Source organism: Shewanella sp. DW31 (assembly GCF_015767295.1).
GTDB classification, from domain to species: Bacteria; Pseudomonadota; Gammaproteobacteria; order Enterobacterales; family Shewanellaceae; genus Shewanella; species Shewanella oncorhynchi.
This window is the reverse complement of record NZ_JADWMP020000003.1, coordinates 31,583-47,428: the sequence shown is the minus strand read 5'-3', so window position 1 is coordinate 47,428 and position 15,846 is coordinate 31,583. Positions and strand designations below refer to the sequence as shown.

Sequence of the window (15,846 nt, the reverse complement as noted above, 5' to 3'; positions counted from 1 at the left end):
CATGCCTGAACTATATCAATATCAGGAAAGAATACCAAGAGGGAAAACTGAATGGAGATTTCTATTTGGCTACAGTCAATATTAGTGGGTATTGGTGCCACATTAATAATGGATTCATGGTCATGGTCATGGTGGCAAAAAAACATACTTCATAATCCAACTCTTGACTATACATTTGTGGGACGTTGGTTTATTTACAGAGGTCAGCTGGTTCATCGACCTATTATGGCAACCCCATCTGTTAAAGGAGAAACCTTTCTGGGTTGGTTTCTGCATTATTTTATCGGTATTATTATTGCTTTAATTCATGTATTAATCTTTGGGGAGATGTGGTTATTTGAGCCAACGTTGACACCTGCACTAATGACTGGTTTTGTTACCATAGTGTTTCCTTTCTATGTCATTCAATCTCGTCTTGGATTTGGGATTGCAGCAAATAAAACACCTTCACCATGGAAAGCTCGGTGGCTAAGTTTACTGACACATAGCGTCTATGGCCTAAGGCTATTTTTTGCTGCTTTAAGCCTGAAATATTTAGTTCATGTTTAAACTTAGCTATCCATTAAAAACTTTTGTCACAATAATTTAGTTTAGCCAAAGCAATCGCCACTTGTAAAAAACAATGCTAATGTAATGATTCGTATAAAAAGTATAGCTTTCTAAGCAGAATCTGTCGGAGAAAAAGGATGTTTATCAGATATATTTTAATGCTCACTGCCGTGCTGCTATGCCTTTACCCTGTTTGGGGATTAGTGAGCCCAGCAAGCTACTTGCAGGAGATATTAGAGGTTTATCCCGATGCGGAACAAGCCAGTCATACTCAAGTACGAATTACGGCGGCTATTTTATGGATAAGCAATCTGACGCTATCATTTGCGTTACTATTTATTGCAAAATTCATTAAACAACCTCAAACGTACAAATTCGCGAAAATATCGTCTATCGCATTAATTAGCTATCCATTTATTCTGACGATAACAGAGGCAATTTCTCACAGTATTCTATACCGCCACCTAGAACATCCTACGTTGACAATCGAGTTTTCAGCGCAAAAATTGTTCTATTTCGTATTTGGCCTGATCATTCTGGGAATTTATCAATCCCAACAAGAGTACAAACGCATCAAAGAGAATGGTTAATTTATCAACATATTTTGAGGAAAAACCATTGAAGTTCTTCACCTCTTTTATTTTTGCTTTTATTGGTTCAAAATTATTATTCAAATACTTCGATTTTCACTACGATATTTTTAGCGATCCTTTTGAACCATTGAAATTTATTATTGATACGGGTGTGTTCGTTGTTATTTTTATATCGACACAGATACTGTATGAAAAAATATTCAGTAAAACGAAGAAACAAGAACAGCCATAATTCCCCCAACTAATGCACATAGGGATAATGCGCAGAGGGACCATGAATAATATATGCTGTTAACACGCTCACAAGCGCTAAGCGACCAACCGAAACCACATAGGAACTGAGATGTTTTCCATGCAAAAGATAATTCTCCCACTGATCATGCTAAGTCTTGGCGCATTGCCTCTATATGCTCAAGCACAAGACACCAGCGCGTTATGGGGTAAAAAATACGCTGAGGTGAAATCGAGTTTATTGACTGCTGGCTGGGTATTAACGCCCGTAGCAGAAGATGAAACGCCAATGACAGAAGATTACCCTGAAATAACCTGTGGTAACGGCGCGATGGCAATTTGCTCTGTCGGCTTTAAGCAAGAAAATAGTACACTTGCCTTAGTTGTTGAATCTATTGAACAAGAGCTTATTGTGACAGGTGAATACTAAATAGCCCAATAGATGATGTTAAACTCAGCCTAAGCATCTAATGTAAACGAGGTAGTGATGTCATCTATCCCCCAATCAAAACAAGAACTTGAATTGGCTATTTATTCAGTTTTCCCCAAATTGATAGCTGACTATCGTTCAATCCCAGCCCAAATGTCCCGTGTGTGCAGCATAGAAGGAAACATCAAAGGTACACAAATGAGTGTAAGTGATACAGTCGCTTACCTTATTGGCTGGGGTAAATTAGTGCTCAAATGGTACGAGTTAACATCGCAAGCACTCCCCGTTGATTTTCCCGATACGGGTTATAAATGGAATCAACTGGGATTATTAGCAGAGCGATTTCATCATGAATATAGCCAATGGCAATATACTGATTTACTTGATGAATATGAAATGACAATGGAAAAATTGTCAACGCTGATTGCGAGTCTCAGTGATCAGCAACTGTACGGCATAACTTGGTACGATAAATGGACTCTGGGCCGTATGATCCAGTTCAATACTTACTCCCCGATGAAGAATATGCGTACCAAAGTACGACGATTCAAAAAAGACAATGCATTACCCTAGTAAACAACTCTTTTAAGCACGGAGGTATTCATGCCAAGTACCCACACTCACCCGCAGTTAGGTCCAAATCCCAACGATAAAGCGCCGATGAAAGGCTTTCCTCAGGTTGGCTTTCTTAAAAATTTTATTTCCCGCGAGAACATTATTGTCGGTGATTACACTTATTATGACGATCCAGCTGGTCCTGAAAGGTTCGAGTCGAATGTACTTTATCACTTTGACTTTATTGGCGATAAACTGAATATCGGTAAATTCTGTGCCATTGCGAAAGACGTGAAATTCATTATGAATGGCGCCAATCATCAAGTATCTGGCTTCTCGACTTATCCTTTTTATATCTTCGGCAATGGCTGGGAGAAAGCGGCGCCCAAGCCCGAAGATTTACCTTTTAAGGGCGACACCTGTATCGGTAACGACGTGTGGATTGGTTATAACGCCACTATCATGCCTGGGGTGAAAATTGGCCACGGCGCCATTGTTGCCAGTCAATCCGTAGTAACAAAAGATGTACCACCCTACGCTGTGGTTGGCGGTAATCCTGCCACAGTGATCAAGTTGAGATTCGAGCAAACTGTCATAGATGAGCTTGTTGCCATCGCTTGGTGGGATTGGCCGATAGAGAAAATAACTCAACACCTAGAGGCTATCGCGGGTGCAGAACTCACAACATTACAGCAGGCGACCTAAATAACGCCTGTCGCGAGCAAGACTGAACGAAAAATCTCAAGCGACAAGCATTAGCAACAAACATTAAAAAAAACGCCATTAAACGCAAACAAAATCCAATATGCGCAATTTTGTACAAAAGCACTGAGGGTTTCTGGGTTACTATCAGGCACAACCCGCCCATTTATGCACTAAACTCGGAGGCCTAGTGTGAACACAGAACATGCGGCCTACCAGATTGCCGATGAATTAGGTGGCCTCGAGTTACTCAATGCCCACTACCATAAACAAAACTTTAGTCGGCACACCCACGAAGGTTACACAGTCGGCGTCATTGAAACGGGGGCGCAGCGTTTTTATCGCACGGGTGGCAACCATGTGGCGCCAAAGCACAGCATCATTCTCGTCAACGCCGACGAAGTCCATAATGGTTGTAGCGCCACCGAGGGCGGTTGGTCCTATCGTGCCATGTATCCAGTACCCGCGCAGTTTGCCAATATTAACCGTGAGCTAGCATCAAACCGCGGTGCACCCTATTTCCCTGAGCCCGTCGTGTACGATCCTGAATTAGCCGAATTACTGCGCTTCACCTTTAATACCTTAGATACATCGGATAATCGCTTACTGCGCGAAAGCTTGGTCTATTCAAGCTTGACACAGTTGATGACACGCCATGGCAAGAATCGCCCAAGCGATGACCTCACTGTAATCGCTAAACCTGCGTTAGCACTGGTGAAATCCTTTATCGACGATCATCCTGCAGCCGACATCTCCCTTGAAGAGCTGGCAACACTCGCGGGATTAAGCCCCTATTATTTGCTGAAGCAATTTCAGCGTTATTACGGCTTACCGCCCCACGCTTATCAAATTCAGGCCAGAGTGAGACTCGCCAAAGGAAAAATCAAAGAAGGCACACGGCTACTCGATGTCGCCCTCGATTGTGGTTTTCACGATCAAAGTCACTTGAATCGACATTTTAAGAAGACAGTCGGTGTTACGCCGGGGCAATTTGCCAAAGAAATAGGCCGCAATATTATCCAAGCCTAAACAACCACTTTAAGTTAATCTGCCATGCTCATTCTTGCTTTCTCCTCTATTGACTAAGCAAGCAACCTTATCCAAGCATTTATTGTTTAACAGCAACCCCGTCGCCGCTATTTTTAGGAGCCAAAGTGACCACCGACAAGCTTATAGAACCTGATGTTTATCCTGTGCATCCATCGAAATCCAAGGCATTTTTAAAAGGTACATTAGCCATGATGCCGTTGACGATAGCGGTTGTACCTTGGGGAATTTTAGCGGGCTCCTTCGCCATTGAGGTTGGGCTAACGCCCATTGAGAGCCAAGCCATGTCGGCGATTATCTTTGCGGGCGCGGCTCAATTAGTGGCGCTCGGCATGGTGAAAGCTGGTATTGGTCTGTGGAGTATCTTAATTACGACGTTACTCATCACCTCACGCCATCTGTTATATGCAATGGCGATGCGCAGTCAAATCAGTCCGTTGCCGTTAAAGTGGCGCCTAACATTGGGCTTTTTGCTCACAGATGAACTGTTTGCCATCGCCAATCAAGGCAAGTTACATAAGTTCGACCCTTGGTACGCCCTTGGCGGCGGTTTGAGTTTCTATATCGGTTGGAACATAGCCACACTACTTGGCATAGTGGCGGGCAATGCGATCGAGAATTTAGATGAGATGGGATTAGATTTTGCCATCGCAGCCACCTTCATCGCTCTGGTCGTTCCTACCATAAAAAAACCATCGATTCTCGTCTGTGTATTAGTCTCGCTCACCCTAGCAGTGGTATGCGCCGTTTTTAAAATTCAAGCGGGACTGCTCATTGCCGCCATTGCGGGAATGACGGCAGGTGTACTTTACGCCAAAGTGACCAAGGAAGCGGAACGCGCAGAACAATCCGCCAGTCAGTTAGCAAGCGCACAGACCAAAACAGAAGTGGATACTGGAGTTGGGACTAACATTAAGACAAAAACATTGTCAGGAGAAAAAGCATGATTTGGTTAATGATCTTTTCAATGGCGGCGGTTGTGTTTATCAGTCGTCATTTACTACTTGAGCCTAAACTACCGCTGCGATTAAGTAAGGGCACCCAAACCTTTTTAAGTTACTCAGCCCCTGCCGTACTCACTGCGATCTTTGCGCCCATAGTGTTTGTGCAGGAAGGTCAGCTCGATCTGAGCCTAGACAACAGCTATCTCATCTGCGCCGTAGTCGCTACTGTGTTGGCGCTCGTCACCCGTAATACCTTACTGACCACAGTGCTGAGTATGGGACTGTTTTTCTTTATCCACTAAGTCAACAAAGAGTCAGCACTGACTCTTGCATCAATCACTGACACCGTCCCTACCACTTTTTTACACAGCCTACCCCCCCTCTGAGACATCGCCCCCTAGAAAATTACTTCCACGTTATCTTGATTTTCCACAATCTTCATGTATTTAGGCTCTTATGTCTGTACAACTAACAGTATCGGCTTTAACGGTATTTTACACATCGACGATAATGGAAGAGTGATGATATTTATCAGCAATAACAAAGACTCAAACAATAAAAACAAAATACTTAACCTAACCATATTCAAACTATTTAGTCTCTAAAACGTCCATTCAGAAATGTTATTTACAGCATCTATTACGGCACTAATCTTAGTATTTTTCTCGGTATAGTTCTCGGAATGAAGAGTCCATTTAAAAAGTTTTACATAATAAAATGCCGCATAAATATTAATCCACATTCAAAAACCAACCCACTAAAAATTAAAGTAAATACACTATATTATAAAGTTCTAAATACCGTTTAAAAATAAAGTAATTAACATTTTTAACCAGATTGAAACACACCTTAAATTAATTCATTTTTGTTTTGTTTAATAAAAATAAAAGTGCTAGTTTTTAGATGTGCCTAGCAGTAATGATTATTTATATGATTTAGAACTACATATAATTGCCATCGGCGCTCTCAATGAAAGGACGTATTTTATTAAAATAAAGGAACAATCATGAGAACAAAATCTAGCCTGGGTATATTAACTTTATCCTGTTTAACCGCACTTGGAACTGTTTCTTTGTTGGCCGAAGCTGCTATTCCGAATACTATTCCAAAACTGTCAATGGTAGAACACGCTGCCCCTGATCTTGATTCGCTTAAAAATGATGCAATTAACGACCCCTCGTTTATCAGCTCGTTATTCTCCTTAGGACACCATCTTGGATATGCATGGGCTGGCGGTACAGCATCCCAGTATGTTGGTGAAGACATCGAAGTCAGAAGAGAATCGAGCAACGAATACAGTCTTAGAGCCCGCTATAACGGCAATGATCCTTATGCAAGCGGCTACAGAGCGAATGAACGTTTGAAGGTAAATTTACAAAATATTCATTTCGTCACTAATCCTCAAAGTCTAAAGTTAGGTTCACCTCAAGTTTATGATCGTGAAGCTATTTATACTGCTCCCGTGGTTATCTATAACTGGGGCGATACCGAAGATACTGGTGTGGCCACCCTAAACTATGATTACACCACTAGCTGGGCCAAAACCGATAATTTCTCCTTCTCCGAGAAAATTGGCGTAACCAATAAATATGAAGTGGGTATTCCAGGAATAGGTGGAGCGAGTTCTGAAATCAGCGCCGAATTTTCTGCCAGCCAAGGTTGGAGTGAAACCGACGGCAAAAGTACAACGATTTCGAGTCAGGCGCAGTACCGAGCAATTATGCCGCCTCGCAGCAAACGTTATATCTCAATCACCCTATTTAAACAAAAGGCAGATGTCCCATACACCTCAAGTTTATATATGATGTACGATATAAAATATGAGAACTTCTTAAAATGGGGAGGTAATGCGCATATTAATCATCCGACAAATAGACCTAACTTCCCTTACACCTTTGGCGGAGCGAATGCGAATAATCTGAATGGACCAGAAGCCTTAGTCGATCAATATCTTCATCAAGATATAAACGGTTATGGTGTATGGGATTGGCCTGCAGCGATTAATTCGGCACAGTCAAAAAGTGGCTTTGAGTGGCAATTGGCGAATATTGTTAGACAACATGGCGCACCTATCAACGGTAAATTTACAGCAATAGATTCGAGTCAATTTAATATCGATGCCAGTGAATCCTATCCACTAACGGATGAAGACATTGCTAATCGTCCTAAAAGCGCTCAAAAATTAGGACTGAGTCGCAATATTCAGGTTGCCGTCGGCGAGCTCCAAAACAATGATGAAGATGGTTTAATCAAAAAACTGAATATTTCGCAATCAAGCGAAGTCATGTTAAACAATTAAAAACGGTGAACTTAGACTCTCAATAACAGCTATGACACTAGTATCAGAGAGATCTCGATACAACTAGCCCGTTACTAGCAAATTAGAAATGTAATACAAAGCCACTCATTCGAGTGGCTTTTCTTTCGCTTCTGCTCGCGCCTTCGATTGCTCATCCATCAGGCAAATATAATCTTCAAGCTCTTGCCCAAGAGTGAGATCAAAATGACGGTTTAACCGCACAAGACCTGTGATGCGATCGACCCTGAAATTACGAAAATCAGCACGTAGTTCACACCATGTCAGTAAGGTCCAAGTACCACGCCAAAAATAGATGGCGAGCGGCCTAACTTCCCGCTCGGTGACATCCAGTTTGACATCTTGGTAGAAGAGTTTGACGTATTCGCGGCGCTGAGCCGCATTACGCAAGGGATCGAGGAATTGAAACTCATTGGAATCGAGGTAAAAATCCGGTGAAAACATCAAGGATTGATAGGCTTGTAGTCGTTTTGGTAGTACGGCTTCGACTTTAATTATCGCCTGCCTCGCGGCGCTACCAAGCTCCTTACCACCCCAAGTTTGCACCATACGCATGCCAACTTGAATCGCTTCGAGTTCGGCTTCGTTAAACATCAAGGGCGGAACATTCACCTCGTGGCGCAACAAATAGCCGACACCCGCTTCCCCTTCAATAGGAATGCCACTTAAACACAAATCCTGCACATCACGGTAAATCGTGCGTGTAGAAACCTCTAACCGTTCAGCCAACTCTTGGGCTGTGGTCAGGCGTTTATGTTTAAGAATTTGCACTATTTGAAATAGGCGGTCGGCGCGGCGCATTGACTCTGATTCAATCCTTTAGTTGCCTATCAGTTGATTAAGCATTGTGAGTTTACATAAATCACTGACATGTCCTGATACTCACTTGAGTGATAGTACGATTTAAATCATAAAATCCCGATATAGATCTCAACCTCTGTGGCGCTGAGATAGACTTCAAAATCAGTTTGATAACGTCGCTGATGAGAGCAATCAGCCGCGCTAAAATAGCCCCAAACTTGTCCCCAAAGATCGATAACACACTGGGGCATATCACCCTGAGCGGTGAATTTTAGGTACTTGCCCGCGTTAAGCTCCAATGGCGTAAAATGACTTGCATCAACAGGGGCATCAATTGCCTTACCCACCAGCACAGAAAACTCGCCATTCATGTCTGACTCATAGTCATAATACACGCCATACATGGGCGAATTGAGCATAGCGGTCAGCTGGGATGATTCAAAAAAGGCTTGCCATAAACTGCCAATTTTAGCGCTATCGATAGACATTTCTGCCCGATTATTCGTGCGGGTGCTTAGTCCAAGTAACGGTCGAGCATCAATATAAACCACATCCATCTTTGTTTCTTCCATAGATATCTAAACCAATAGGTTAATGTTAGCGTCGTGCCTTAAGGGCACGACGCTAAAAATTTAACACTCGAGACTACTTATCCTTAGACCACAGACCGACTTTATTGCCTTCACTATCGGCAAATAACGCGATGTAACCACACTCTCCACCATTAATCGGCGTCACTGGCAGCAAAATATTCACATTGGCGGCAGCGAGTTTATCCACTAGCGGTTGTAAGTGGGTGCTGAAATGCAAATACACTGTGCTGCCATGCACCGATGGCTGGCTCATGCTGCATTTGACTAGCCCTATGCTCGCCGCACTCGCATCCTCAGTGACTATGGTCGCATATTCCATGTCTTCCATATCGTCACGTTTAAACTCAACCCCAAAATGCTGCTGATAAAAAGCAACGGCACGGTTCATGTCACTGACAGGAATTTCACCCCAAACTAACGGTGCAATAGATAACATTTTCACTTTCTCCTTGTTGAAAAATATCAATGATTCAAAACCTTATTTATAAAATTCAGGACTGAATCATTAACGGGCGACAACAAGAATAAAACAAGGCTACTGACAGCATGATGTCAGTAGCCTTTTAATAAAAGTGAATGTTGAGGGTTTTGGCCTAGTTAAAACGTTACTTTGGCAAACTGGCTTGATGGGCCTGAATAAAATCATCCATAGCTTTGCTCGCCCTCGCCTGAGCGCTGGCTAAGGTATCTGTATCAACCATAGTTTCGACCACTTCGTAGTAGCACTTGATTTTGGGTTCAGTGCCAGAAGGCCTAACGATCACCCGAGCGCCACCCGCTAAGCAGTAGGTTAATACATCGCTCGGTGGCAAGTCGATTTTCTCAACCCGACCATCGGCAAAACGACGCTCAAGTGCCTTTAAATCATCGGTTGAAAGCACATCTAACTCACCAATCTTCACCGGTGGATGCTCGCGCAAATAGGCGCCAATATTGGGCGTGTCAGGTTTTAGCGCAATGCTCACCTGCGCATTGAGATGGAAGCCATGCTCACGGTAAATTTGCTCGAGCCTGTCCCAAATCGTTTGCCCCTTCGCCACCAGCTCGGCAGTTAATTGGGCAAATGCCACCAGCGCCGACAAGCCATCTTTATCCCACACCATACTGCCCACCGTATAGCCAAGGGCTTCTTCATAGGCAAACAGGAATTGATCCTCAGGCGAAGTTTTTGCAATCCCCACATTCATCAGCCACTTAAAGCCGGTGAGCGTGGTAAAGCTTTGCGTGCCAAACCATTGAGCAATTTTAGATAACAGGCTCGATGACACTATCGTTGTGCCCGTAAGTCGTTGATTATCTTTAGCGTGAGATAGCAAGTAATGTCCAAAGAGCACACCGACTTGATCGCCCGTCAGCATCTGATACTCGCCATCCTCTTTACGCACTGCAACCGCAAAACGGTCGGCATCGGGATCGTTAGCACAGGCGAGCATAGCGCCGTGTTTTTTCGCCTCGGCAATCACTAAATCCATCGCACCCTTTTCTTCAGGGTTTGGGAAGTTAACCGTCGGGAAATCGCCATCGGGTTCACGCTGGGAGGCAACCGAATACACTTGGGTGAAACCTGCATCTTTCAATACCGTTTCGGCCATTTCAGCACCCACGCCGTGCATGGCGGTATAGGCTAAACTGACCTTTTCAGGAGCGGTATGGTTTTGCAGCACCTCAGCTTGCTGTACGCCATGACGATAGCTTTGGTAAAAATCGTCCTGCAGGATAATTAACTTACCTTGTTTTACCGCGTCATCATGCTCTAAAAACGGAATCGCTTGATTTGCGGCGCGCTCAATTTGCGCGGCAATACCAGAGTCGTGGGGCGGAATAATCTGCGCGCCATTCTCCCAATAGACTTTATAGCCATTGTATTGCGGCGGGTTATGACTCGCGGTCACCACAATGCCCGCTGCCGCATTAAAATGTTTTACCCCAAAGGCCACCAACGGCGTTGGCGCTACTTTGGACGTTAAGCGCACCTTAATCCCCATAGCGGTGAGCACACTCGCCGCATCATGGGCAAAATTGAATGAGTCGTGGCGGCCATCATAACCAATCACCACGCCACGCTCGGCTGCATCTTTAATCTGATCAAGTAGATATGCACCAAGACCAGCAGAGGTTTGGCGGATCACCAAACGGTTCATCCCCATAGGCCCAGCACCGACGACACCGCGTAATCCTGCGGTGCCAAACTCCAAGCGACCCGCAAAGCGCGCTGCGAGTTCGGCATCATTGCCACTATCAATTAGGGTTTGTAACTGGGCTTGAGTGCGAGGGTCTGGATCATTTTCAAGCCAATGGTTTACCTGTAACTGTAGATGGGTACTCATATCACGCCTCATTGAAAATCATTTGCAATCACCTTAGGAAAAAGCACGTAGAAGAACAAGCTAATTTGCATTAATTTCAAAATGAGCCATGGATATTGCCATAAAAAACGCACTATCTAACAGGTCATGCCAGATAGTGCGTTGGTTTTAACAAACTGGTTTCAAAAAGGATTTAGAGTTTAAATATATTGTCCTTCGTATCTCTGTCGATGAGCTTCACAAAGGGATCGACCCCCACATAACTGGGTTTTTCAGCCAAAGTGATCGTCAGCTTGTTTTCACCACTCACCAGCCTGTGCTTCTCAATCAATAATACCTGTTTGTCATCCTTTAGCTTATCGGGATCGGCACTAAAGGCACCGATGTCGATGATGGCATCTAAAGGTTGTTCGGTTTCTTCACCTTTACCACTGGCGACTTTGCGACTGGCATAAATGCTCAAGTCAACTTGCGTCTTACCATCGGGCAGAGTGGTCATGACCGCATTGGTTAACCTAAGATCGTAGAGCGTGATGTCATTAAAAGACTCATCGATAAAGCGAGCTTGCGCTTCATCTGTCCCTTGCTCAAGGTAACTCACTAAATCCAATGTGGTTGGGAAAGGATCGTTACGATACTGATAACGTGCTAAGAATGCCTTGAGATTAGCGTTGAGTTTCGCTTCACCTAACACATCTTTAATAGCCATCATCACCACTGAGCCTTTCTGATAATGAATGTACTGCTGATTTTCACTGCGCAGCAAAGGCATTTCTTTGATGGATTCAGATGAACGGCCGCGTAAATATCTATCTAATTCGTATTTCAAGAATTTACGGATCATTTTATCGCCATACTTTTTCTCCAGCACCATCAACGCCGAATACTGCGACAAGCTTTCGGATATCACAGCACTGCCCTGCACATTCGCAGCGCCCACTTGGTGTCCCCACCATTGATGCGCCACTTCATGGGCTGTGACGTAATACACAGGATCGATATTATCCTCATTGCGTAAATCAGTAATAAAACCAATACGCTCTGAGTAAGGCACTGTATTAGCAAAACTTTGTGCAAAACTACGGTAACCCGGAAACTCCATAATTCGCATTTGCTTATGCTGATAAGGCCCAAATGCTTGTGTGTAGTAATCGATAGAATCTTTAACCGACTCTATCATGCGCGCAACGTTCCAAGGATGCTCCGCATGGTAGTAAACCTCAACCGCAACACCATTGTGCTCAGTTTTTTCCACCTGATAACGGCCCGAAATAATCGCGTAGAAATTCACCATAGGGCTATCCATTGAATAATGGAAATACTCACGCCCATCCTGCTGCCACTGTTTTTGCAAATACCCTGGCGCTAATGCAATTTGATCTGCACTTGTCGAAATAGTGGCTTCAAACTGAATGAAATCACCATCGACACCAAAGAAGTTTTGCGTGTAGTAACGGCTGTCTTCAAGCTTGTTCGCTCGAGCTTTTTCGGCTAAATCGCGCTTTTCGCGCTCGTGGCGATCCATCAGCTCATAGCCGTCTTGATAACCAAAGAGGGGCAATAGTTCGAAGTTGTTGATGAAGGTGCCATTTTCAACCACAGACATATCAAAGCCAGCTTCAGCAATACCCACAGACTGACGTACTAATTGAATGTCCCCTTGCACCACCTGCCCAGGCTGCACAGGTGTCGAAAAGGTCAACCAAGCATTGCGATAGCGGCTATCTAACTCACCTAAGTTTGTATTTGGGATATTGATTTTTACCGTTTCGGCCTCAGTATGCTCGGGCCACTGCACTAACATCCTTTCGATTGGTTTATCTGACTTGTTTTGCCATTCTAATATCACCTTAGCAACAATTTTTCGCTCTTCAGGGAAAATATCAATATTCGCATTGACCTTAGTGGCCACTAAAATCGGCATGCTTTGGTATTGTTTGAAGGCCTTCTCATAATCGGCTTGCAGATCTGTGGTTTCATCTTGGGTTAAATAATGATTCAACACTTTTGTTTGGTAGAACAAATAACTGCCCATGCCCAAAAACACCACCAAAGCAACGCTTACAATGGCTTTGCCACTAAAACCGAGCTGATAACTCAGTAATCCCATACGGGTTTTAAGGCTTTGCTGCGGTCCGCGATGGTACAAGCCATAACCTAAAACAAACAGGATAAGGCTAAAAGCCCCCCAGTAAATCATATAGAGTGCATGACTTAATAAACCCCAACCGTAGCCGTTCATATCCGAGTAAATTAAGGTCGGTGATTGACCAAAGTTATATAAGCTATGGCCAAATCCCCAGCTTGCCATAACAAATGTCGTTAGATAATAAGCAACAAATAGTCCCATACCTGCGTACTTATTTGGGCTAAGCACTTGCAGGAAAAACGCCAGCACAGCGGTCATCAACAGCGGCAGGAGGTAATAAAATCCCAGTCGAATAAGGTACTGAGCAATCTCAAGATTGGTTTGACCTTTTATCAATTGAAATACAATTGTGGTACACATTGCGAGCACATAGAGCAAGGTCATCACTATGACCACAGACACTAACTTTGAGCCCCAAAAGCTTAAGTTTGATACAGGAACGCTATCGACGATATCCCCCATTCCTGAACTGCGTTCACGCCAGACGATTTCTGCGCTGTAATAAATCAGCACTATCACCATCAATAGCCCCGTCGCGCCGGCAATGTTATTCACCATATCTTGGGTTAATGGCCAATTAGATGTGCCGTACCAACCAAAATCATCGAACATGGGGCCGACTAAATTGAAAATAGTCAGCACACCTAACACCACAAATGGCGCGGTAAATAGTACTTGCCGTACTTCAAATTTAACCCGCGTCCAAAATTGCTGGCGACCATTAGGCTCAGTTGCCATAGCCAATTGTGCCAAAGGCACTAAGCTAGGAACTTTTCCTGCTTTATCGGATTTTTTCTCACGTTTCTTAGTCAAACTCGGCTGACGGAAAATCCCTGAAACGGCCAGTAATACACAGGCAATTCCAAACCATATCGCCCTGTTTTGCAGTACGAGTCCTGAGAATTCAATTAACTGGCTATTCTTCTCGCTAATGGTCCAGTAACGGGTCACTTCGGCAAAGGTGCGCAGCGCAAAGGGATCAAGCAAAGCAGCAATAGTACGATATTGTGGCTGACTCGCCATTTCGCCCGTCAAGGTATAAAGCACCAACATGGCTACAGCGGTCAGATAGAGCGCCATTAAGGAACGAAAATGACTTGCCATCGCATAGAATAGAGTCGAGATCAGCAGCAAAGTCGGCATGGCGAGTAAAAAATACGGCACAAGATAATTCGATAACGCAAAAGGCCCAAAACGGCTAGCATCGACCCATGGCATAAAAGAGCCGAGCATTAACCCTATGGGAATAAACGCAAATACCATCATCACCACAACAAAGCTGCCGAGAAATCGACCAAATTGGTATGCAAATGGTGATAGGGGTTTGCTATAAATCAGCTCTTCCATCAAATGCTGATGATTGCGGATAGCCGTGCTACCCACAAAATTCACCACGGCAAACATGGAAATGAGTCCCATGATCAACATGGTTTGAGTAATCCCAAATGGGCTGTTTTTCATCACCTCACCGCCGCTACCAATTTGAATATTGTTAGAGACGACTGATAGAAAACTCATTAAAAACAATAGAAAAGAAACAACATAAAAGGATGGCTGACGCAAATAATAACGCCACTCAAACCTAAGCATTGATAACAACATATTGATATCTCCTTAGGCAGCCTGACGGCGGTGACTGAGTAAAGTCGAAAAATACAGATCTTCAAGCCCAGCAGTCGCAGGGGTAAATCCTTCAGGACAAGTTTCAGCCATCACATTCAGTACTGTGCGTCCCGCTAATAAACGCTTAGAAATCACAGGTAATTGCGCTTCAAGCTCCTGCGCCTGTGCTTGACTCACAGTCTTAGTCCAAATTTTTTCCGTTAATTCACCCACCAATTGATGTGGATTGCCTTGAAGCAGAATTTTACCCGATGCCAAAACCGCCATATTAGCGCAGAGTTCAGACACATCTTCGACAATGTGAGTCGAGAGGATTACCACTTTTTCCTCGCCTAAACTCACCAGCAAGTTATGGAAACGGTTACGTTCTTCGGGATCGAGACCCGCGGTAGGCTCATCCACAATCAATAACTTAGGATCTCCAAGTAAGGCCTGAGCAATACCAAAGCGCTGACGCATACCGCCAGAGAAACCACTCACGGCTTTATTTTTATGCTGATAAAGATTGGTGTGTGCCAATAATCCTTCAACCGCTTCTTTGCGCAGCTTGCTCTGATTAATGCCCTTAAGAATGGCTAAATGATCTAACAGGTCATAGGCGCTAATACGCGGATAAACATTAAAGTCCTGAGGTAAATAACCTAAGGTTTTACGCAGCGCTTGAGGGTCGGCTAATACATCAATACCGTCAAACACTATGCTGCCACTATCGGCACTTTGCAGGGCGGCAATGGTACGCATGAGTGATGACTTGCCCGCGCCATTGGGTCCGAGTAAACCAAACATCCCTTTGGAAATCGTTAAATCAACACCATCGAGTGCTTTAACACCGTTATCATAGGTTTTAGTGAGATTAGAAATAGTCAGCATGCTTCCCTCTTGCGTCTGTGAGTTCAAAATACCGACAAACTATCACATAAAATTAACCTTTACAGTAGTTATCAAGATATTCATGTACTTACAGAATGCTAGCCAGCAAAACAAACTACATATTCTTAATCCCTAA

15 protein-coding genes are annotated in these 15,846 nt (G+C 43.9%); 9 read left to right on the top strand and 6 right to left on the bottom strand.

Features of this window, described 5'->3' with window-relative positions; translation table 11 throughout:
- Window positions 1-51 precede the first annotated feature (51 nt).
- From GWI56_RS03725 to GWI56_RS03685, 9 genes are all read left to right on the top strand, one after another.
- Window positions 52-549 carry a DUF2938 family protein gene (locus GWI56_RS03725; protein WP_206765983.1) on the top strand — a complete coding sequence of 166 codons (498 nt, stop codon included), beginning with the start codon at window positions 52-54 and terminating at the stop codon, window positions 547-549.
- Window positions 550-686: 137 nt separating this feature from the next.
- Window positions 687-1,139, top strand: coding sequence for a hypothetical protein (locus tag GWI56_RS03720; RefSeq protein WP_198572175.1), 453 nt, complete (start codon window positions 687-689; stop codon window positions 1,137-1,139).
- Between the two features lie 346 nt (window positions 1,140-1,485).
- Complete coding sequence (locus GWI56_RS03715) at window positions 1,486-1,803, top strand: hypothetical protein (protein WP_198572174.1); 318 nt, start codon at window positions 1,486-1,488, stop codon at window positions 1,801-1,803.
- Window positions 1,804-1,860: 57 nt separating this feature from the next.
- Window positions 1,861-2,376, top strand: coding sequence for a ClbS/DfsB family four-helix bundle protein (locus tag GWI56_RS03710; RefSeq protein WP_198572173.1), 516 nt, complete (start codon window positions 1,861-1,863; stop codon window positions 2,374-2,376).
- Window positions 2,377-2,406: 30 nt separating this feature from the next.
- The gene (locus GWI56_RS03705; protein WP_168823624.1) at window positions 2,407-3,063 is read left to right on the top strand and encodes a Vat family streptogramin A O-acetyltransferase; all 657 of its coding nucleotides are present in this window, start codon (window positions 2,407-2,409) and stop codon (window positions 3,061-3,063) included.
- 189 nt (window positions 3,064-3,252) lie between these two features.
- Window positions 3,253-4,089 carry an AraC family transcriptional regulator gene (locus tag GWI56_RS03700; protein ID WP_198572172.1) on the top strand — a complete coding sequence of 279 codons (837 nt, stop codon included), beginning with the start codon at window positions 3,253-3,255 and terminating at the stop codon, window positions 4,087-4,089.
- A gap of 125 nt (window positions 4,090-4,214) precedes the next feature.
- Complete coding sequence (locus GWI56_RS03695; protein ID WP_198572171.1) at window positions 4,215-5,054, top strand: AzlC family ABC transporter permease; 840 nt, start codon at window positions 4,215-4,217, stop codon at window positions 5,052-5,054.
- On the top strand, window positions 5,051-5,353 hold the full coding sequence (locus GWI56_RS03690) for an AzlD domain-containing protein (RefSeq protein ID WP_131525746.1): 303 nt from the start codon (window positions 5,051-5,053) through the stop codon (window positions 5,351-5,353). The genes GWI56_RS03695 and GWI56_RS03690 overlap by 4 nt, the downstream gene beginning before the upstream one ends.
- A 704-nt stretch (window positions 5,354-6,057) precedes the next feature.
- Window positions 6,058-7,350, top strand: coding sequence for an aerolysin family beta-barrel pore-forming toxin (locus GWI56_RS03685; RefSeq protein ID WP_198572170.1), 1,293 nt, complete (start codon window positions 6,058-6,060; stop codon window positions 7,348-7,350).
- A 105-nt stretch (window positions 7,351-7,455) separates the two neighbouring features.
- Here the strand turns inward: GWI56_RS03685 and GWI56_RS03680 are convergent, their stop codons facing one another.
- The 6 genes from GWI56_RS03680 to GWI56_RS03655 all read right to left on the bottom strand — a co-directional run bounded on the left by GWI56_RS03680 (window position 7,456) and on the right by GWI56_RS03655 (window position 15,710).
- Entirely contained in the window at window positions 7,456-8,169 is a 714-nt protein-coding gene (locus tag GWI56_RS03680) for a YafY family protein (RefSeq protein ID WP_198572169.1), read from the bottom strand.
- Window positions 8,170-8,276: 107 nt separating this feature from the next.
- A complete protein-coding gene (locus tag GWI56_RS03675; RefSeq protein WP_173497884.1) occupies window positions 8,277-8,726 on the bottom strand; it encodes a GyrI-like domain-containing protein in 450 nt (149 codons plus the stop codon).
- Window positions 8,727-8,814: 88 nt separating this feature from the next.
- Entirely contained in the window at window positions 8,815-9,198 is a 384-nt protein-coding gene (locus GWI56_RS03670; RefSeq protein ID WP_173496485.1) for a VOC family protein, read from the bottom strand.
- 169 nt (window positions 9,199-9,367) lie between these two features.
- Window positions 9,368-11,089, bottom strand: coding sequence for a phospho-sugar mutase (locus GWI56_RS03665; RefSeq protein ID WP_198572168.1), 1,722 nt, complete (start codon window positions 11,087-11,089; stop codon window positions 9,368-9,370).
- Window positions 11,090-11,261: 172 nt separating this feature from the next.
- A complete protein-coding gene (locus tag GWI56_RS03660; RefSeq protein ID WP_198572167.1) occupies window positions 11,262-14,819 on the bottom strand; it encodes a M1 family aminopeptidase in 3,558 nt (1,185 codons plus the stop codon).
- A gap of 12 nt (window positions 14,820-14,831) precedes the next feature.
- Window positions 14,832-15,710 (bottom strand): ABC transporter ATP-binding protein, encoded by an 879-nt coding sequence (locus tag GWI56_RS03655; protein WP_028760513.1) that lies wholly within the window; start codon window positions 15,708-15,710, stop codon window positions 14,832-14,834.
- Between the last annotated feature and the right edge of the window lie 136 nt (window positions 15,711-15,846).